This is a genomic window from Acinetobacter sp. CAU_H_29a_1 (assembly GCF_058599505.1).
The window spans coordinates 71,305-88,966 of the sequence record NZ_CM178655.1 but is presented as its reverse complement, the minus strand read 5'-3'; the positions used below and the strand labels follow the sequence as shown (position 1 = coordinate 88,966).

The window sequence follows — 17,662 nt, the reverse complement described above, 5'->3', positions numbered from 1 at the left end:
TTAGACCAATGTCTTGTTATAACTGCAATACAAGCCTATAAGTTCTTTTTTAATCCCCCCTCTACAACATAAATATTAAAGTTTCATGAAATTTTATTTATTTTTTTGTAAAATAGTCATTTCAATCACATGAAATATCACATTTCTAATGATGCTTTTCTTGTATATCTCCTGATAGAAGGCCCTATGATTTATCAATTAGATGAACTGCAATGTATCGGACAAGGCTGTTCAAAAATGGTGTTTAAGCATCCTGAGGATGAAAACAAAATCATCAAAGTCATGAATCCAAATCGAGTGGATGAAGATGGTGGCTGGAAAGGACATGGCAAACTTAAACGTAGAATGTCGCAAGGCGTTTATCGCCAATTCCGCCGTGAATTATTGCAATATCTACAGCTATGTAAAAATCATTATAAAAATAATATCTTTAGCTTTCCTGTCGAAATGCCTTATGGTTTTGTGAAAACTTCTGTAGGCTTGGGTTTTGTGACTGAAAAAATTGTCTGCCCAAGTGGTGAAGGTATGACTTTATTTGAGTTATGCAAATCACATCAATTTGAGGAAAAACACGCCAAAGCTCTAGATGACTTTTTTCAGCTTTGCTGCGACTTACACATTATCTTCGGTGAGGTAAACATCGCAGGAATTATGTATACAGAGCAGCGAAATAATAAGCCCGAATTTGTCTTGGTCGATGGTATGGGTGAGAAATTATTTATTCCAATCCGGGCTATGAGCAAAAGAATTAATGCACATAATGTACGAAAAACTGAGCGAAAAATTCGCGCCCAAATGCAGCAAATGCTGAACTTAAAAGATGAGCTTCTTCCTCTAAGCTAATACCACTCCTTTAAGTTGCGTCATTCAAAAAGCCGAGCTTAAACGTTCGGTTTTTTTGTTTTCAGATCCAGTGCTATTGCAGTACTTCAGCTTACTTATAAGCTATTCAACACTGAAAAATAGTCTTGTAAAACACTGAGCCACTGTTAAAAAATCATCAATTCTGTACGCCATAGCGCACAAGACTTCAGGTGTATTTCAGCTATGTCTCACCTTCATTTTTTCATATGATAAAAACATATGAACAGGACGTTCTCAGATAAAAATTATTCCAACCGAAAAAATACCCTTATTTCCTCATCTCTCATGGCGACAAGATCCATCGATCCCCTAAGAGCAGAAAGCTGGTATAGATGTTGCTTTTATTCAAAAGTACTCAGTAGGGTAAGTTCTATCTTCGTCTTATTTCCTAGATTTGATTTTTTATGGATGACTATATTTAAAATGAAAAACTGGCAAAAAAAATTACTACTTTCCACTACATTCGTAGCCGTAGCACTAAGCAGTACTGTCCAAGCCAAAGAATGGAAAACCATTCGTTTTGGTACAGAATCCGCATATGCACCTTTTGAATATAAAACACCAGACAATAAGCTGGTCGGTTTTGACATCGACTTGGGCAATGCCATTTGTGCCAAATTAAAAGCCAAATGTGTCTGGGTAGAAAATTCCTTTGATGGGATGATTCCTGCACTCAAAGCGAAGAAATTCGACGGTATCCTGTCTTCAATGACGGTCACTACGGATCGCGCAAAACAAATCGCATTTAGTAATAAAATTTACAACACGCCTACCCGCATGGTCGCAAAGAAAGGTTCTCCTTTGCTCCCTACACCAGCATCTTTGAAAGGAAAACGTGTGGGTGTACAACAAGGCACCATTCAAGAAGGCTATGCAAAAGCCTATTGGGCACCTAAGGGTGTGAATGTGGTTCCTTATCCAAACCAAGATGTGCTTTACCAAGACATGGTTTCTGGGCGTCTAGATGCAACATTACAAGATGCGATTATGGTCGATGCAGGGTTCCTGAAATCGGCGAAAGGTAAAGGCTTTGCTTTTGCAGGCAATAATGTTGTCGATGCCAAAACACTCGGTGTAGGTGCTGCAATCGGCTTACGTAAAGAAGATGCCGATCTTAAAAAGAATATTGATAAAGCGTTAGCTGAAATTATTGCCGACGGCACCTATAAGAAACTCGAGAAAAAATACTTCTCCTTCAGCATTTATTAATTTATAGGGTGTCGGTTCAACACCGACACCCTATATATATTGCTGATTTATAAAATTTTATATTTTTACTCGGAGAAACTGAGTATGTTTCTGTCTGGCTATGGTCCCGTATTACTCAGTGGCACTTGGATGACCATACAGCTTGCTTTGTTATCACTGGTACTTTCGATCATTATTGGATTGTTTGGGGCAAGTGCCAAACTCTCTCGTATTCAAATCTTACGTCATGTTGCAACCCTCTATACCACGCTCATTCGTAGTGTTCCTGATCTGGTAATCATGTTGTTGTTGTTCTATAGCCTGCAACTTGGATTGAACTCGATTACCGAATCGATTCATATGGAGCAAATTGACATCAATCCCTTTGTGGCAGGGGTGATTACTTTAGCCTTTATTTATGGGGCCTATTTTACGGAAACCTTCCGTGGCGCATTTCAAGCCGTCCCCAAAGGTCAACTTGAAGCTGCATATGCCTATGGCATGACCCCATTTCAAGTCTTCAGGCGTGTCCTCTTTCCACAAATGATGCGTTTTGCCTTACCGGGGATTGGCAATAACTGGCAAGTCCTCATCAAAGCCACTGCCTTGGTGTCCTTAATTGGTTTGACCGACATCGTCAAAATTACCCAAGATGCAGGTCGAAGCAGCATGCAAGTGTTCTATTTCAGTATTGTTGCAGCCGTCATTTATCTGGCCATCACCACCCTTTCGAATTTGATTCTCATGTGGCTGGAACGTCGTTATTCTGCTGGTGTGAAAAAGGGACAACTATGATTGAAATTATTCAACAATACTGGCAGTCCTATCTGTGGACCGATGGTTTTCAAATGACTGGGGTCGCCATGACCGCGTGGCTACTGGTCTTATCGATTGCGATTGGTTTTGTTCTGGCTGTGCCTTTGTCAATTGCTCGAGTTTCTGAGCATGCTTTTGTACGTGGACCTGTTTGGTTTTTTACTTATATTTTCCGTGGTACCCCCTTATATGTGCAGCTACTGATTATTTATACCGGAATTTATAGCCTTGAATTTGTGCATGCCCATGAACGGCTCGATGAGTTTTTTAGAGAAGGGCTTAATTGCACCATCTTAGCGTTTGCACTCAATACAGCAGCTTATACCACTGAAATTTTTGCAGGGGCGATACGTTCGATTCCCTACGGCGAAATTGAGGCAGCAAAAGCCTTTGGAATGTCGCCTTGGAAACGCTATACCCGCATTATTATTCCGTCGATGCTACGCCGAGCATTGCCGTTTTATGGCAATGAAGTCATTTTGATGCTGCATGCAACCACCATTGCCTTCACTGCAACCGTGCCTGATATTCTCAAAATTGCACGGGATGTCAATGCTGCCACTTATGCCACGTTTGATGCCTTTGGCATTGCCGCTGTGCTGTATGCCTGTCTGGCATTTATCCTCATTTGGATCTTTCGTAAATTGGAACAACGCTGGTTGGCGTTTTTAAAACCATCGAATCATTAGGAGAAACAATGGAAAATTCAGCAAAACTGGTGATTCGAGACCTTTGTAAAAGTTTTGGCGATCATGAAGTCTTAAAAGGGGTTTCACTTGAGGCACGCGCAGGTGATGTGATTAGTATTATTGGTTCCTCAGGTTCAGGTAAAAGTACCTTTCTTCGTTGCATCAATTTTCTAGAACAACCAAGCCAAGGCAGCATTCAGCTCAATAGTGAACAGTTAGAGACCACTTTAGATAAAAATGGCGATCTCAAAGCGACAAATCCCAAACAACTGCAAAAAATGCGCACCCAACTGATGATGGTCTTTCAACATTTCAATTTATGGTCGCATATGACGGTATTAGAAAATATTATTGAAGGACCCATTCATGTCTTGGGGCTAAAGCGGAGTGAGGCGGAAGAGCGTGCACGAAAATACTTAAGAAAAGTTGGGCTTGCTGAAAGTGTCGAAAAGAAATATCCGTCTTTTTTGTCAGGAGGACAGCAACAGCGTGTTGCAATTGCCCGCGCCTTGGCAATGGAGCCTGAAGTGATGTTGTTTGATGAGCCGACCAGTGCTCTAGACCCTGAACTGGTGGGTGAGGTATTGAAAGTGATGCAAAGTTTAGCTGAAGAAGGCCGAACCATGATTGTGGTCACCCATGAAATGGGCTTCGCACGCCATGTATCCAATCATGTCATTTTCTTAGATCAAGGCAAAATTGAAGAACAAGGTGATCCAAAAGAAGTTTTGATTCACCCCAAAAGTGAACGCCTGCAACAGTTTTTAGAGGGTAACTTTAAATAATTGAATAGTCTTCAAGAGCTTGATGCAGCAATGATTCAACATTCAATACTTAGTTGAAAAGATAAAGCGCCTTGTTTGATCTGATCCCACGAAACTATATGCACTCAGATAAAAACCGAGCCATTTCGCTCGGTTTTTTACCTTTCCACCTAAGCTTTTATAGATTGGTATATCGATTTTTAGTGGTATCCATCACCAAAAAACTGGTGATCGAGCTAATGGATGGAATCGTTCCTAAAACATCAGTATGAAACTTTTTATAAGACTTAATGTCAGCCACTTCAACCCTGAGCAAATACTCGACCGAGCCTGTAATGGTATGACACTCAGTAACTTCATCCGTTGCAGTGATCACATCCTCAAACTGACTCAAGCTTTCTTTTGAGTGACAAGACAGCCCGATGGTCACATAAACCGTTAAACCAACACCCAAAAGCGAACGGTCAATCACCGCTTTATAGCCTCGGATCACACCAATTCTTTCTAACTCTTGCACGCGTCGTAAGCAGGCCGAGGGTGACAAACCCACGCGTTCTGCCAGTTTAATATTGGTTAAATGTGCATCGCGCTCAAGCTCACACAATATTTTTCGGTCTAATCGATCTAATTCAATCATTTGTTGCATTAAACTCAGTATTAACGATCAATATACAACAAAATTGTGATAGATCAACAATAAAATGATACATATTTGATTACTCCATCCCCTTTATGAACGCTTCACTGTTTGTCTCTTATCTGCTGTTCTGTGTCGTAATGACCTGCACCCCTGGGCCCAATAATGCACTGGTCATGCTGTCTGGTGCACGATTTGGTATCCGTAAAACTCTACCTCTGGTTTTAGGCATTGCCTTTGGTGTGGCCGTGCAACTCTTCGCCATCGGCATCGGCTTAAATCAGGTGTTTCTGGCCCTGCCCCAGCTCCAATTTATTTTAAGTTTGATCGGCACAGCTTATATTCTGTGGCTCGCATGGAAAATCGCGTCCAGTGGGCCACTCAACATCGAATTAGAACAAAAACCATCGATGGGTTTTCTACAAGGGGCTCTTTTTCAGTGGGTCAATCCCAAAGCGTGGATTATCTCCATCAGCACCATTGCCACTTATTTTGCTTTAAACCATCATGTCAGTGATATTCTTTATGCGGCCCTGATTTTAATGGTGGTTTCCATTCCATGTGTCGGGTTTGGGCAGTCGGTGGCCTTTTCTTACGCCAATTTCTGATGAAACCGCGCTTTGCCTTGAGCTTTAACATCACGATGGCAATCGCTTTATTAGCCGCTGTGTTACCTGCGGCATTAAAATTGATGAATACGCACATCGGAACATAAAAACGCCACAGTGCTTAAAGAAAAAACTGCTCAATGAATGTGACTAAATCCTATGCCTCAAAAGCAAAAAGCCTGATTTTTTCATCAGGCTTTTTTATTACTGCTGCTGTTGCTGCTCTTGTTGCCAACGGCGTTGCTGTAAACGCTCACCTTCAACCTCACGCTTATTGCGTGCCGACTCATACAGTTTGGTTCCTTTGAGCTCAGGGGGTAAATATTCTTGCATCACAAAATGCTCTGGATAGTTGTGCGGATATAAGTAGTCGACGCCATAGCCCTGCTCTTTCATCAACTTGGTCGGTGCATTTCTTAAATGCAGCGGCACAGGTAAATTCGCTGTTTTCTCGGCCAAATCCAACGCTTTGTTGATCGCAAGATAAGTACTGTTACTTTTGGCACTGGTCGCCAAATACACCGCACACTGCCCAAGAATAATTCGACACTCTGGCATGCCCACCGCTTGAACAGAACGGAAGCATTCTCCAGCAAGCAGCAGTGCATTGGGGTTTGAGTTACCAATGTCCTCAGAGGCTGCAATCAACATCCGACGGGCAATAAAAACGGGATCTTCACCACCTTTGAGCATGCGTGCCATCCAATATAACGTGGCATCGGGATCACTCCCCCGAATCGACTTAATAAAAGCTGACACCAAATCATAGTGCTGCTCACCCGATTTGTCATAACGGGCGATATTTTGCTGTGCAACTTTGACCACCATTGCATTGGTCACGATATTTTCAACGTCAGGCTCGAAGGTGCCCGCAATCAGTTCAATTAAATTTAAGGCTTTGCGGGCATCCCCTGCGGCAAACTGCACCAGTGCTTCAAATTCTTCAATTTGAATATAACGCTCTTTTAAAAACGGATCGTTCTTAATCGCTTGCAGTAATAAAGTTTGAATCGCATCGGCATCGAGCGCATTTAAGGTATAGACCTGACAACGCGACAACAATGCACTGTTGACTTCAAAAGAAGGGTTTTCGGTGGTGGCACCAATGAGGGTAATTTTGCCTTTCTCCACAGCATTCAGTAAGGCATCTTGCTGTGATTTATTAAAGCGATGAATTTCATCAATAAACACCACAGGTGGCATTAAATCTCCGCCATCGGCAATGATCTCACGGAGTTCTTTGACCCCCGTATTGAGTGCAGATAGACTGACAAATGGTCGGTCGATCGCTTGCGCCAACAGTAAAGCAATGGTGGTTTTCCCCACGCCTGGCGGCCCCCAAAAAATGATCGATGGCAAATGCCCTTGATCGATCATTTGGCGGAGCGGTGCCTGCTCACCCAATAAGTGATCCTGCCCAATAATTTCAGATAAATCACGCGGGCGTAAACGTTCAGGCAGTGGAATATTGCTATCGGACATAGGGCTAGGACTTATCATGCGTTCATCGAATGCTTATGTTATGGCAAATTCAGGCAAATGACACAAGCTTTTCATGCAATTTGATGGTGCTTTTATCGACTAGCGAACCCAACGCACAATATAGTCTTCGATGTCGTCATCCTGAACCTCTTCTTCAGAAATACAGCGTCCTGCTGCAGACTTTTTCGCTTTCAGAATACTTTGACGTGAGCCCGTGTTCAAATAGTGCCATCTGGGCAAATTTTTACCTTCATGCAGACGGCGATAAGCACAGCTCGGTGGTAACCAATGAATCGTGTCTAAAAGTTCGGGCGTGAGCTGGATACAATCGGGCACATGCTGCTTGCGGTTCGGATAATCCCGACAACTGGCCGTTTGACAGTCCAGCAGTTTACAGGCCACTTTGGTATAGGCGACTTCTTGGCTTTCTTCATCTTCAAGTTTCACCAAACAGCACAGACCACAACCATCACACAACGCTTCCCACTCTGCTGAACGTAGCTCAGTGAGCGCATAATGCTTCCAAAACTCTGGTCGTAATTCCTGTGACATGACGCTTGCCGATAAACTCAATAGCACATTATACCCTATAGTAACTGTACTTTTCAGCACCATCAAATTTTCAATATTTACATCATATTCATAAACTTAAAATACAAACAGAACACTTTTTAAACAAAAGAAACACAGTGTGTCCGAGCCTTCTTTCTATACTAATAGAGTAATAAATAAGAACATCTATGGAGAAAAATTATGTTTCGTTGGGCGATTATCTTCGCAGTGATTGCACTGATTGCAAGTTTACTTGGTTTTGGCGGCGTAGCAGGTTTATCCAAAGACTTTGCGATTATTTTATTGGTGATTGCTGTGATTCTAGCGATTGTCGGATTTTTATCCCGTGGCAAAGTCTAAAGTACGCGACTCTTAATAACGAAAAAAGAAGGATTCAGATCCTTCTTTTTTTATGTGTGCCTTTAAAAATAATTTCTCACATTTCTCATGTACATCGGAATATTTTTCAAATCCTTGTAAAAGTTTTTATGCTTTAATCAGAACAGATCATCTATCAGGATTTAAGCATGACAATCAGTATTCAAACTCGAGAAATTCAATATAACGCAGCCGATGGACAACGCTTAGTCGGTTATTTTGCAGCACCAAGCTCTCAAACACCGCATGCAGGTATCATCGTTGCACCCGAATGGTGGGGCCGAAATGAATATACTGAACAACGTGCTCGCGAACTGGCTGAACACGGTTATGCCGCACTGGCGATTGATATGTACGGAGACAAAAATGTCACCACAGATGCGAAACAAGCCTATGAATGGATGATGCAAACTTTTGCCGATGCAGACACCATCGTCAACCGTGTGCAAGCAGGTTTAGATACGCTTGCTGCCCAGCCTGAAGTGAATGCCGATCAACTGGCGGCGATTGGTTTTTGTTATGGCGGTAAAGTGGTTTTAGACTTAGCGCGCTCAGGCGCACCACTTAAAGCTGTGGCGACTTTCCATGCAACATTGGCACCGAAAGCCCCTGCGGTCGAAGGTCAAATTCAAGGTGAAATTTTAGTTTTACATGGTGAGTTAGACAGCATGGTCACTTTGGATGATGTTGCCAGCTTCCGTGAAGAAATGCATGCTGCAAAAGTGGACCATGAAGTCATCATTTTTGAAGATGCGAAGCATGGCTTTAGCAATCCATTGGCCGATGAGCGTGCCAAAGCCAATGGCGTAGACTTGGGCTATAACCCAGAAGCAGAAAGACAAGGGCTTGATGCAATGTATGACTTGCTAGAACGCAATCTCAGTGCTTAACTAGAGCTGAGAATTCAACTATTTGATTTTTCAGATCCAACAGGATACATAATTAGATTTTAGAGGAGATAACAATGACTGAGACCCACTGCCAATATTGTAATTTTGATGAATATGACGTGCTTGATAAAAATGACTTTGGGGTAATTTTGCCCGAACCCAATGCATTGTCTAAAGGTCACTGTGTCATTATCCCTCTACGTCATGTGAGCTCATTTTTTGACATTACCGACAAAGAACGTAAAAGTTTAATGTCTTTACTAGAATTGGCACGTAATGAACTCCAATTGCGTCATCAACCTTCAGGCTTTCATATTGGTTTTAATGACGGTGAAATATTTGGGAATGTATCTGAACACTTACATATCCATATTATTCCACGCTACAAAGACCAAGAGCTCAAACTCGATGCACGTTGGGGCATGACGCAAGACTAAGTTTTAAGGTTTTAAATGGCGCGTAAGCGCCATTTTTTATGCGCAAAAAATCAGGCTCAGAAAAGACATTCAGTTATACTAAGCCGAATTTTTTGCTTGTGCCTCCGATGTCTCCTTTCTCTTTTTCAGATGCATTACTGACTTGGTTCGATGTTCATGGTCGACATGACCTGCCATGGCAAGTCGCCGATGATCCCTACAAAGTCTGGGTGTCTGAAATTATGCTGCAACAGACCCAAGTCAAAACCGTGCTGCAATACTTCGAGCGTTTTATCGAACGCTTCCCAACGGTTGCAGCTTTAGGGACAGCATCATGGGATGAGGTCGCACCTTACTGGGCAGGTCTGGGCTATTATGCCCGTGCACGTAATCTACATAAAGCCGCAGTGGCTGTGGCACGTCAGGGACACTTTCCTCAAACTTTAGAGGACTGGATTGAACTGCCAGGTATTGGTCCATCAACCGCAGGGGCGCTGATGTCTTTGGGTTTACGTCAGTACGGCGTCATTATGGATGGCAACGTAAAACGCGTGCTCGCGCGTTTTTTTGCCATTGAGGATGATCTAAGCAAACCTGTGCATGAACGCAGCATGTGGCAACTGGCCACTGAACTCTGTCCAACTGAACGTAACCACGACTATACCCAAGCCATCATGGATTTGGGGGCAACCGTCTGTACCCCTAAAAAACCGCTGTGTTTATACTGCCCAATGCAGCAACACTGTAAGGCCCATGCACAAGGGCTAGAAACTGAACTGCCTTTTAAAAAGCCCAAGAAAGCTGTACCTGTGAAGTCTGCCCAAATTTTGGTGCTGCGTCATCACAATCAATGGCTGTGGCAACAGCGCCCCAATAGTGGACTGTGGGGCGGTTTATGGTGTTTACCTATTTTTGAAAATCGTGATGAACTCACGCAACTGTGCCAAAGTCTAGGACTGAAACAAATCTCGCAACGCGCTGAAATTTCGCATAGTTTCACCCACTTCACTTGGCAACTGGAAGCACTTTGCTTTGAGGTTGATGCCGACCAGCTCGAACATTTAAGTATAGAATTGGCCAGCACATGGCTAGACATACAAAACGTCACAGAAATGGGCATCCCAACTGCGATGAAAAAATTGATCTCGGCAATTCAACTGTGACATAGTTGGGCGATGCATTGGGTTCACCCTGACACTTTAAAATTAGATCACTGAAATAATAAAGGATTGTTCGTGCGTAATTGTTTGCCCAGCCTTTCTGCGCTTGCCAGTTTAAGTTTTGTGATTCTGTTACTCGCAGCTTGCCGTACCACGCCGCCTGCGCCGAGTGGAAGCCATTTACCTGCCTCACAAGTTCAACAGCTGAAAAACATGCGTTTAGCTCAGCAGCTGCCTGTACCCGTTCAAGGCATTAAACGTCACGGGCTCACAGATACTTGGGGAGCGTCTCGCAGTAGCGGACGAACGCATGAAGGCATCGACATTCTGGCTCCACGTGGAACAAAAGTTTTTTCTGCCACAGAAGGTCTCGTTGCAGACTTACGCAATAACAATTTGGGTGGTAAAGTGGTTTGGATTATGGGGCCAGCAGGCACTTGGCATTACTATGCTCATCTTGATGACCATAAACGCGGCTTAAGTGTCGGCGAATATGTCAAAAAAGGCGACCTGATCGGCTATGTCGGCAATACAGGCAATGCACGGCACACAGCCCCACATTTGCATTATGGACTTTATTTACAAGGTAAAGGCCGTGGTGCAGTAAATCCCTATCCTTATTTACGTTAACTTTAGGAATTTTTCATGTCAGAAGCGTTGATCAACCGTCTGGTCGAATTTGCTGAATCAGGCAATCAACAAAAAATCATCTTGGCTGGACAAAACCACCAAGGTTGGATCATGGAAATTACTGAAGATGCGCTTTTAATCAGTACTGGATTTGCTGAAAAAACAGGAAAAGATGTTTGGATTAACTTTTCCGACCTCGAACACGCCCAATTATTTTATTGGGACAATCAACACGACCAATGGGCACCCTTTACCCTATAAAAAGATCAGGAGCATGTTCATGACCACTCAACGCTGCGGATGGTGCTCCTCAGACCCACTTTACATCGACTACCATGATCATGAGTGGGGTTTGTAACTGCTAATTGAAATCTACTTATTTCTATACTATTATATACAACATGAGTAAATATGTAAGCATTAGCGTTGCAGCTAAAACATTAGGTGTTTCCATTCAAACATTAAGGCGTTGGGATGAAGAAGGCACTTTGGTTGCAGATCGAACCCCTAAAAATCATAGACGATATGATCTGAGTAAGATCACGCCTGAGCAAATACACAAGCCCGATAGTCAACTTCAAAGGAAAACCATTGCATACGCAAGGGTATCGAGTCATGACCAAAAAGAAGATTTAATTCGACAGCAACAAGTTCTTGAAATGTACTGTGCAAATCAAGGTTGGACGTTTGAATTAATCTCCGATCTTGGTTCGGGTATGAACTATAGAAAAAAAGGCTTAAATAAGCTGCTAGAAGCAATCATGAATGATGAAATCGGACGTTTGGTTTTAACGCATAAAGATCGCTTATTGCGGTTTGGTGCTGAGTTGGTTTTTGCCTTATGTGAAGCTAAAAGCGTGGAGATCGTCATTCTTAATAAGGGTGAAAATTTGTCTTTTGAGGAAGAACTTGCTCAAGATGTTTTGGAAATCATTACAGTGTTTTCGGCAAGATTATATGGTAGTCGTAGTAAGAAAAACCAAAAGTTAATACAGGCAGTCAAAGACGCACTATGAGCCGATTCATACGAGGGCATGTAATCCAATTACTGCCAAATAATAAGCAAGCAAGTCATTTCGCTCAAGCGAGTGGTGTTGCTCGTTTGTCGTATAATTGGGCTTTAAAAGAATGGCAACGTCAATATAAAGCAGATAAGGAATATAGAGATCAGTGTGACTATTATGGCGTTCAGGTGGATAAAAAACTTCTAAATAAACCATCCGAAGCTAAAATAAGAAAGCACTTAAACTCGTTCAAGCGTGAGAAATACCCTTTCATGCTTAAAGTGACCAAATGTGCGCCACAACTTGCGATTAAGCAATTGGGTAGTTCATTTGATCGTTTTTTTAATGGTCAATCCAAATATCCAAAGCCTAGAAAAAAAGGCGTAGATGATCGCTTCTCATTATCAAATGACCAATTCAGCATTAAAGATAGAAAAATTAGTATCCCAAACTTGGGTTGGGTAAAAATGACTGAGGATTTGCGTTATCAAGGAAAAATATTATCAGCGAAAATATTTAAACAGGGTGGTAAGTGGTTTGCTTCGATTGCTGTTGAATTAAATCAGCCTGAGAAACTTCACCCCAAAACAGGTTTATCTGTTGGTATTGATTTAGGTGTTTCCAGTCTTGCCACTTTATCTAATGGCGAGGTTGTTCCATCAAGTGCGCCACTAAAGAAACAGCTTGCCAAGTTAAGACGACTTGCTAAGTCTTTTAGCCGTAAAAAGAAAGGTAGTCAAAACAGAGAAAAAGCGAAAACCAAGCTCTCTCGTTTGCACTACAAAATATCATGCTTGAGAAAAAACAATCTTCATCAAGTCACATCTGATTTAGTTAAGCGATTCGATCTGATTGCGATTGAGGATTTAAATGTGAAAGGTATGGTACAAAACCGTAAGCTCTCAAGAGCCATATCGGATATGGGCTTTTATGAGTTCAAGCGACAGTTGATTTACAAGGCTAAACAGCATGGCAAATCAATACTTTCTGTTGGACGATTCTTTCCAAGCAGCAAGATGTGTTCGAATTGTGGTGAATTAAACCAAAACCTGACACTTGCAATGCGTGAGTGGCGATGTTCATGTAACACCCTGCATCACAGGGATATTAATGCTGCCATCAATATTCTAAAACATGCAGATAAAGAATTGGTGGCTACATAAGCCACCAATGGCGGTGAGTTACACCGTGACAGCCTATGGAATTGAGGTAATCCCAAGCGCAATAGCAATTGGTTCTTGATGATGAAGTAGGAATTAAACATTAAACCCACGTAAGTAGGTTTAAGTAGGTTTTAAATAACGGTAAACCACTACATGATGAAAAGCAGTTATTTGCGATGCTCTACCTCGAAGGTCAACAAGCGGGGCTGTCATGGATTACCGTCCTGAAAAAGCGTGAACATTATCATCGCCAGTTTTTTCAATATTCTATTGAACAAATTGCAGCTTTGAGTGATACAGACTTAGCCGAAAAAGTCCAAGATATCGGCTTAATTCGCCATATCGGGAAGCTGACCGCCATTCGTGACAATGCGCTTGCATGGCAAGCCCTAAAGCAACAAGGCATCAACCCCGTTGAGTGGCTCTGGAACTTTGTCGAGCAACACGCAATCAACAATGATGTCCCAGACTACCGCACAGCACCTGCACAGACACCTCAAAGCCAAAATATGTCTAAAACCCTAAAAAAACAGGGCTTTAAATTTGTCGGACCCACCACCTGCTATGCCTTTATGCAAGCGGTCGGTATGGTCAATGACCATGAAAATAGCTGTCATTTTAAATAAAAGTACATAAAAAACAGGAAAATAAGGATATAGAATATGTCGGATAACACCATTCGTGCCTATGCGGCAATGCAAGCAGGCGCAGCGTTACAACCCTATCAATTCGATGCGGGTGAACTGCAACCACATCAAGTCGAAGTCCAAGTCGAATATTGTGGATTGTGCCATTCCGATGTTTCGGTCATTAATAATGAATGGAACTCCTCGGTCTATCCCGTTGTCGCTGGTCATGAAATTATTGGCACCATCAGTCGCTTAGGCTCAGAAGCCAAAGGACTTAAACTTGGACAGCGCGTCGGTATAGGCTGGACGGCAGAAAGCTGCCAACACTGTGACCCCTGTGTTTCGGGCCAACAAGTGCTCTGTACAGGAGGGCCGACAGCAACCATCGTCGGTCATGCAGGTGGCTTTGCCGACAAAGTTCGCGCAGGTTGGCAGTGGATTATTCCTTTACCTGAAGAGCTGGATCCTGAGTCAGCAGGTCCTTTATTGTGCGGCGGTATTACCGTTTTTGATCCGATTTTAAAACACCGCATTCAAGCCATTCACCATGTTGGGGTGATTGGCATCGGTGGTTTAGGGCATATGGCCATTAAGCTCCTTCGAGGATGGGGCTGTGAAATCACGGCATTCACCTCGAACCTCGACAAAACGGAAGAACTCAAGGCCATGGGTGCAGATCATGTGGTGAATAGCCGTGATGTGGATGCGCTTAAAACCCAGCGGGGCAAATTTGATCTCATCCTCAGCACCGTGAATGTCACGCTCAATTGGCCTGCCTATATCAGTACACTGGCACCAAATGGCACGATCCATCTGCTAGGCTTGCCTCTAGAGCCCATCAAGTTAAATGCAGGTAGTCTGATTGGTGGAGCAAAGTCTATCACGGGTTCACCCACTGGCTCACCTGCGGCATTACGTCAGCTACTCAAATTCGCTGCACGTAAAAAAATTGCGCCACAAATTGAACTGTATCCTATGTCACAGTTGAATGAAGCACTGGAACGGTTACATTCTGGAAAAGCTCGTTATCGTATTGTCCTCAAAGCCGATTTTTAATCCAAAAGCGCCTCAAAAGAGGCGCTTTTTATACCGCTTGTTTGACCAACGTCGAACTGCTGAGTTGCGCTTTCACCCAATCGGCCAACAAAGTGACTGCCGCGCGAATATCTGTTGAAATTTCATGACCAGCATTGAGGCGGATACAGTTTTTATAACGCTGCCCTTCACCAAAGACTTCTCCTGGCACAATATTAATACCGTGCTGCTGAGCAAAATAGTACATATCTAAACCATCAATACACTCGGGCAGCTGTAACCACAGCGCATAACCACCTAAGGGTTGATTGATACGTAACTCAACTCCGTTAAAGGCAAGCTGAATCATGTGTCGGTATTGCTCAACTTGCTGTTTCAAAATCGGCTTTAACTGCTGTAAATGCTCCCGATAAGCACGACTATAAATGAGATCGGCCAGTGCCAACTGCAAGGGTGTATTCACTGTGATATTTTGCATCAGTAACGTAGCCTTCAAATGCGCTAAGCGCTGCGGAATACAAAACCAACCTACCCGATACGCAGTTGAAAGTGACTTGGAAACCGAACCACAGAAAATCACATAACCCTGCTGATCCCAATACTTAATCGGCAGCGGACGACTCGAGCTGAAACTACATTCACCATAAATATCATCTTCAATCACATAGCACTGATAGCGTGCCGCCAGTTGTGCAATTTTTTCTTTTTCTGCATTGCTTAAGCAAAACCCCAATGGATTTTGATAATTGGCCGTGAGTAAGCACGCTTTTGCGCCTGAACTTTGCATGACCTGCTCTAAACGTTCAAGATCAAAGCCTTGGGTATCGGCTGGAATTTCAATAATTTTTCGCTTTAACCCCGCCAGCATTTGCAACTGGCCATTAAAATTTGGGGTCGGCACAATCACGCTGTCGCCTTCCTTGCTGAGGTGTTGGATCATCACCGACAACGCAGGCATACAGCCATTGCTGATGTAGATATCATCCTGCGAAATATAAAAGCCATCTTCAGCCCAATGCTCAGACAAAGCCTGCCGTAAGCGAATATGACCCTGCTTATCGCTATATAAAAAATCTTCAGGTTGACTGTGTTTTAAAGCACGTTGAATGGAGCGGCGGAGCGCCTCTACAGGCACATGTTTTGGAGAAAGCTGAATCGCTCCCAAATGGATGAGACGGCTATTAATGGAAGACTGTTGAATTTCTAGCTGTAGCTCTAAATTAGAAATATCACGGGCTTGAGACTGAAAATCAGGATGCTGCGGTACAGGAATAGATGAGCTGGTATTTTTCTGATAACTGACAAAATAGCCCGACTTATTTTTCACATGAATATACCCCTGCGACTCGAGTAGCTCATAACAGCTCTTGGCCGTATTCAAGCTGACCTTTTGTAAGTTAGCAAACTGGCGTAACGACAGCAACTTTTGCCCTGCGGGTAATTCAGCATTTTGAATTTTTTCAAGCAACTGTGCAGCTAAGCTTTGATACTGAAATGCCATTCATCTGTACCTGTTTTTTAAAATTTTATGTATCTGTATCCATTATGCCAACAGAATTATGCTTCTGTCATTCGTTCACAACCATAAATAGGCACTTTTATGAAAAAAATAATCATATCTCTCTTTTGCTTATTGAGCTTATCGGCTTGCCAACCGCCACATGTTTCACAGCAGGTACAACAGCAGCATTTTATTTGTAAAGCACTGATTGAAGGGTTTCTGAAAACGCAAAATTTAACTGATTATCAGTTTTTAAGTTTAGCGCCGAGCTTGACTGAAACCTCGACCCAACGAACTTATCAATATCAGTTAAACAATGAACGTCAAATGCAGATGAACTTGCCCCGCCAGAAAAATTTACAGTTTCAATGTGACCAAAGCAGTGCTGAAAACTTCAAGATCTCGCTCGCTGGTGAAGGAGATGCCATGCTCAGTTTAATCCAGTTAGACCTGCCTAAGGCTTCAACCTTAGAGCTGCTGAGCGCTTATCAACAGCCTTAAGTTTTAAAACATAAAAAGCCTGCATTGCAGGCTTCTTCGTCTTCAAAATTAACGTAAGGCAGTCGGTAAGTGGGCAGGTGTCCCCTCTTGTTCCAGCAATTGATTTTTCATTTTTTGCAGCATTTGATAGGGTTGTTGTTGGACAAACATATTCACAAACTTCAGTGGTATCGATCCCTCAGGGTTGGCATAGCCCGAGGTCGAAACCTTGACTTTATTTGGTCCCAGTTTCTGAAAGGTCCAATCGCCCTCATAATGATTTAGACGCACATAATCTGGATTTTTAAGGATGTTTTTATCAATCGCTTTATTTTTAATGCTAATAATGCCCTGACTGTCCTTGGTCATTTTCCCCTGCACCACCAAGTCGCGATCTTTTAAAGGAAAAGGAAAATCCAGCACCATATACAGCTGAAACTCGCCTTTTTTATCATCGCGCGACAAGACTTTCACACTGCCCATATACGGCACCCATTTCACCGCATGGTCAACATCTAAGATCAATGACACTGCTTTTTCAATCGGTACATCAAACGTGGTTTCAGCCTTATATAAAAAGACCGGATTTTGCGCATTTTGATAGGTCCAAACTTTAATATTATTTTTATGAATACTGAGTTTGGCTTGATCCATAGGTTTGGCCTGTGCTGTCGTCATCACGACAACAACACAAGCCATATACATGACTTTTTTCATTCTATTCTTCGTCTTATTTTAGTTTTTTATCTTGTTTTTATGGCGAATGAAGCAGGTTT

General features: G+C 42.7%; 21 protein-coding genes and 2 pseudogenes. 18 read left to right on the top strand and 5 right to left on the bottom strand.

Features of this window, described 5'->3' with window-relative positions; translation table 11 throughout:
- The first annotated feature begins 186 nt into the window (after positions 1-186).
- The 5 genes from AC4MDD_RS00405 to AC4MDD_RS00385 all read left to right on the top strand — a co-directional run bounded on the left by AC4MDD_RS00405 (position 187) and on the right by AC4MDD_RS00385 (position 4,342).
- The gene (locus AC4MDD_RS00405; protein WP_005401458.1) at positions 187-843 is read left to right on the top strand and encodes a YrbL family protein; all 657 of its coding nucleotides are present in this window, start codon (positions 187-189) and stop codon (positions 841-843) included.
- Between the two features lie 444 nt (positions 844-1,287).
- The gene (locus tag AC4MDD_RS00400; protein ID WP_005401457.1) at positions 1,288-2,073 is read left to right on the top strand and encodes an ABC transporter substrate-binding protein; all 786 of its coding nucleotides are present in this window, start codon (positions 1,288-1,290) and stop codon (positions 2,071-2,073) included.
- 84 nt (positions 2,074-2,157) lie between these two features.
- On the top strand, positions 2,158-2,847 hold the full coding sequence (locus AC4MDD_RS00395; protein WP_004691820.1) for an ABC transporter permease: 690 nt from the start codon (positions 2,158-2,160) through the stop codon (positions 2,845-2,847).
- Complete coding sequence (locus tag AC4MDD_RS00390; protein WP_004691821.1) at positions 2,844-3,557, top strand: ABC transporter permease; 714 nt, start codon at positions 2,844-2,846, stop codon at positions 3,555-3,557. Before AC4MDD_RS00395 ends, AC4MDD_RS00390 begins: the two co-directional genes overlap by 4 nt.
- A gap of 8 nt (positions 3,558-3,565) precedes the next feature.
- The gene (locus AC4MDD_RS00385; protein ID WP_491882161.1) at positions 3,566-4,342 is read left to right on the top strand and encodes an ABC transporter ATP-binding protein; all 777 of its coding nucleotides are present in this window, start codon (positions 3,566-3,568) and stop codon (positions 4,340-4,342) included.
- Positions 4,343-4,499: 157 nt separating this feature from the next.
- Here AC4MDD_RS00385 and AC4MDD_RS00380 read toward each other — a convergent pair whose 3' ends face one another.
- Positions 4,500-4,967 (bottom strand): Lrp/AsnC family transcriptional regulator, encoded by a 468-nt coding sequence (locus tag AC4MDD_RS00380; RefSeq protein WP_228254617.1) that lies wholly within the window; start codon positions 4,965-4,967, stop codon positions 4,500-4,502.
- Positions 4,968-5,098: 131 nt separating this feature from the next.
- On the opposite strand from AC4MDD_RS00380, the gene AC4MDD_RS00375 reads away from it, so the two are divergent.
- Complete coding sequence (locus AC4MDD_RS00375) at positions 5,099-5,566, top strand: LysE family translocator (protein WP_228254618.1); 468 nt, start codon at positions 5,099-5,101, stop codon at positions 5,564-5,566.
- Positions 5,567-5,770: 204 nt separating this feature from the next.
- Here the strand turns inward: AC4MDD_RS00375 and AC4MDD_RS00370 are convergent, their stop codons facing one another.
- Both AC4MDD_RS00370 and AC4MDD_RS00365 read right to left on the bottom strand, forming a co-directional pair.
- Positions 5,771-7,048: a replication-associated recombination protein A gene (locus AC4MDD_RS00370; RefSeq protein WP_062031827.1), complete on the bottom strand. Its 1,278-nt coding sequence runs from the start codon at positions 7,046-7,048 to the stop codon at positions 5,771-5,773.
- 99 nt (positions 7,049-7,147) lie between these two features.
- On the bottom strand, positions 7,148-7,600 hold the full coding sequence (locus tag AC4MDD_RS00365; protein WP_114837610.1) for a YcgN family cysteine cluster protein: 453 nt from the start codon (positions 7,598-7,600) through the stop codon (positions 7,148-7,150).
- Between the two features lie 201 nt (positions 7,601-7,801).
- On the opposite strand from AC4MDD_RS00365, the gene AC4MDD_RS00360 reads away from it, so the two are divergent.
- From AC4MDD_RS00360 to ahr, 11 genes and pseudogenes are all read left to right on the top strand, one after another.
- Positions 7,802-7,960 carry a DUF1328 domain-containing protein gene (locus tag AC4MDD_RS00360; protein ID WP_004647174.1) on the top strand — a complete coding sequence of 53 codons (159 nt, stop codon included), beginning with the start codon at positions 7,802-7,804 and terminating at the stop codon, positions 7,958-7,960.
- Between the two features lie 167 nt (positions 7,961-8,127).
- Positions 8,128-8,868 (top strand): dienelactone hydrolase family protein, encoded by a 741-nt coding sequence (locus AC4MDD_RS00355; RefSeq protein WP_419275331.1) that lies wholly within the window; start codon positions 8,128-8,130, stop codon positions 8,866-8,868.
- 74 nt (positions 8,869-8,942) lie between these two features.
- The gene (locus AC4MDD_RS00350; RefSeq protein WP_114837612.1) at positions 8,943-9,305 is read left to right on the top strand and encodes an HIT family protein; all 363 of its coding nucleotides are present in this window, start codon (positions 8,943-8,945) and stop codon (positions 9,303-9,305) included.
- Between the two features lie 107 nt (positions 9,306-9,412).
- Positions 9,413-10,447: an A/G-specific adenine glycosylase gene (mutY, locus tag AC4MDD_RS00345; protein ID WP_114837613.1), complete on the top strand. Its 1,035-nt coding sequence runs from the start codon at positions 9,413-9,415 to the stop codon at positions 10,445-10,447.
- 84 nt (positions 10,448-10,531) lie between these two features.
- Positions 10,532-11,074 carry a M23 family metallopeptidase gene (locus AC4MDD_RS00340; RefSeq protein ID WP_171253710.1) on the top strand — a complete coding sequence of 181 codons (543 nt, stop codon included), beginning with the start codon at positions 10,532-10,534 and terminating at the stop codon, positions 11,072-11,074.
- Between the two features lie 15 nt (positions 11,075-11,089).
- Positions 11,090-11,335: a hypothetical protein gene (locus tag AC4MDD_RS00335; RefSeq protein WP_004691836.1), complete on the top strand. Its 246-nt coding sequence runs from the start codon at positions 11,090-11,092 to the stop codon at positions 11,333-11,335.
- Between the two features lie 19 nt (positions 11,336-11,354).
- Positions 11,355-11,426: pseudogene (locus tag AC4MDD_RS00330) on the top strand (DNA-3-methyladenine glycosylase I); the annotation flags it as partial.
- Between the two features lie 49 nt (positions 11,427-11,475).
- Positions 11,476-12,090 carry an IS607 family transposase gene (locus tag AC4MDD_RS00325; RefSeq protein ID WP_005402019.1) on the top strand — a complete coding sequence of 205 codons (615 nt, stop codon included), beginning with the start codon at positions 11,476-11,478 and terminating at the stop codon, positions 12,088-12,090.
- Positions 12,087-13,241: an RNA-guided endonuclease InsQ/TnpB family protein gene (locus AC4MDD_RS00320; protein WP_005402020.1), complete on the top strand. Its 1,155-nt coding sequence runs from the start codon at positions 12,087-12,089 to the stop codon at positions 13,239-13,241. Before AC4MDD_RS00325 ends, AC4MDD_RS00320 begins: the two co-directional genes overlap by 4 nt.
- 140 nt (positions 13,242-13,381) lie before the next feature.
- Positions 13,382-13,867 (top strand): annotated as a pseudogene (locus AC4MDD_RS00315) (DNA-3-methyladenine glycosylase I); the annotation flags it as partial.
- A gap of 36 nt (positions 13,868-13,903) precedes the next feature.
- Positions 13,904-14,926: an NADPH-dependent aldehyde reductase Ahr gene (gene ahr, locus AC4MDD_RS00310; RefSeq protein WP_114837483.1), complete on the top strand. Its 1,023-nt coding sequence runs from the start codon at positions 13,904-13,906 to the stop codon at positions 14,924-14,926.
- Between the two features lie 28 nt (positions 14,927-14,954).
- On the opposite strand, the gene AC4MDD_RS00305 is transcribed toward ahr, so the two are convergent.
- Positions 14,955-16,406 carry an aminotransferase-like domain-containing protein gene (locus tag AC4MDD_RS00305; RefSeq protein ID WP_114837484.1) on the bottom strand — a complete coding sequence of 484 codons (1,452 nt, stop codon included), beginning with the start codon at positions 16,404-16,406 and terminating at the stop codon, positions 14,955-14,957.
- 99 nt (positions 16,407-16,505) lie between these two features.
- On the opposite strand from AC4MDD_RS00305, the gene AC4MDD_RS00300 reads away from it, so the two are divergent.
- Positions 16,506-16,907, top strand: coding sequence for a hypothetical protein (locus AC4MDD_RS00300; protein ID WP_005401444.1), 402 nt, complete (start codon positions 16,506-16,508; stop codon positions 16,905-16,907).
- 48 nt (positions 16,908-16,955) lie between these two features.
- On the opposite strand, the gene AC4MDD_RS00295 is transcribed toward AC4MDD_RS00300, so the two are convergent.
- Positions 16,956-17,603 carry an START domain-containing protein gene (locus AC4MDD_RS00295; protein ID WP_058951481.1) on the bottom strand — a complete coding sequence of 216 codons (648 nt, stop codon included), beginning with the start codon at positions 17,601-17,603 and terminating at the stop codon, positions 16,956-16,958.
- Between the last annotated feature and the right edge of the window lie 59 nt (positions 17,604-17,662).

Excerpts from the sequence above, each read along its gene's own strand:
- AC4MDD_RS00405 (WP_005401458.1), top strand. The coding sequence starts at position 187 with ATGATTTATCAATTAGATGAACTGCAATGTATCGGACAAGGCTGTTCA.
- AC4MDD_RS00400 (WP_005401457.1), top strand. The coding sequence starts at position 1,288 with ATGAAAAACTGGCAAAAAAAATTACTACTTTCCACTACATTCGTAGCC.
- AC4MDD_RS00395 (WP_004691820.1), top strand. The coding sequence starts at position 2,158 with ATGTTTCTGTCTGGCTATGGTCCCGTATTACTCAGTGGCACTTGGATG.
- AC4MDD_RS00390 (WP_004691821.1), top strand. The coding sequence starts at position 2,844 with ATGATTGAAATTATTCAACAATACTGGCAGTCCTATCTGTGGACCGAT.
- AC4MDD_RS00385 (WP_491882161.1), top strand. The coding sequence starts at position 3,566 with ATGGAAAATTCAGCAAAACTGGTGATTCGAGACCTTTGTAAAAGTTTT.
- AC4MDD_RS00380 (WP_228254617.1), bottom strand. The coding sequence starts at position 4,967 with ATGCAACAAATGATTGAATTAGATCGATTAGACCGAAAAATATTGTGT.
- AC4MDD_RS00375 (WP_228254618.1), top strand. The coding sequence starts at position 5,099 with ATGACCTGCACCCCTGGGCCCAATAATGCACTGGTCATGCTGTCTGGT.
- AC4MDD_RS00370 (WP_062031827.1), bottom strand. The coding sequence starts at position 7,048 with ATGTCCGATAGCAATATTCCACTGCCTGAACGTTTACGCCCGCGTGAT.
- AC4MDD_RS00365 (WP_114837610.1), bottom strand. The coding sequence starts at position 7,600 with ATGTCACAGGAATTACGACCAGAGTTTTGGAAGCATTATGCGCTCACT.
- AC4MDD_RS00360 (WP_004647174.1), top strand. The coding sequence starts at position 7,802 with ATGTTTCGTTGGGCGATTATCTTCGCAGTGATTGCACTGATTGCAAGT.
- AC4MDD_RS00355 (WP_419275331.1), top strand. The coding sequence starts at position 8,128 with ATGACAATCAGTATTCAAACTCGAGAAATTCAATATAACGCAGCCGAT.
- AC4MDD_RS00350 (WP_114837612.1), top strand. The coding sequence starts at position 8,943 with ATGACTGAGACCCACTGCCAATATTGTAATTTTGATGAATATGACGTG.
- mutY (WP_114837613.1), top strand. The coding sequence starts at position 9,413 with ATGTCTCCTTTCTCTTTTTCAGATGCATTACTGACTTGGTTCGATGTT.
- AC4MDD_RS00335 (WP_004691836.1), top strand. The coding sequence starts at position 11,090 with ATGTCAGAAGCGTTGATCAACCGTCTGGTCGAATTTGCTGAATCAGGC.
- AC4MDD_RS00325 (WP_005402019.1), top strand. The coding sequence starts at position 11,476 with ATGAGTAAATATGTAAGCATTAGCGTTGCAGCTAAAACATTAGGTGTT.
- AC4MDD_RS00320 (WP_005402020.1), top strand. The coding sequence starts at position 12,087 with ATGAGCCGATTCATACGAGGGCATGTAATCCAATTACTGCCAAATAAT.
- ahr (WP_114837483.1), top strand. The coding sequence starts at position 13,904 with ATGTCGGATAACACCATTCGTGCCTATGCGGCAATGCAAGCAGGCGCA.
- AC4MDD_RS00305 (WP_114837484.1), bottom strand. The coding sequence starts at position 16,406 with ATGGCATTTCAGTATCAAAGCTTAGCTGCACAGTTGCTTGAAAAAATT.
- AC4MDD_RS00300 (WP_005401444.1), top strand. The coding sequence starts at position 16,506 with ATGAAAAAAATAATCATATCTCTCTTTTGCTTATTGAGCTTATCGGCT.
- AC4MDD_RS00295 (WP_058951481.1), bottom strand. The coding sequence starts at position 17,603 with ATGAAAAAAGTCATGTATATGGCTTGTGTTGTTGTCGTGATGACGACA.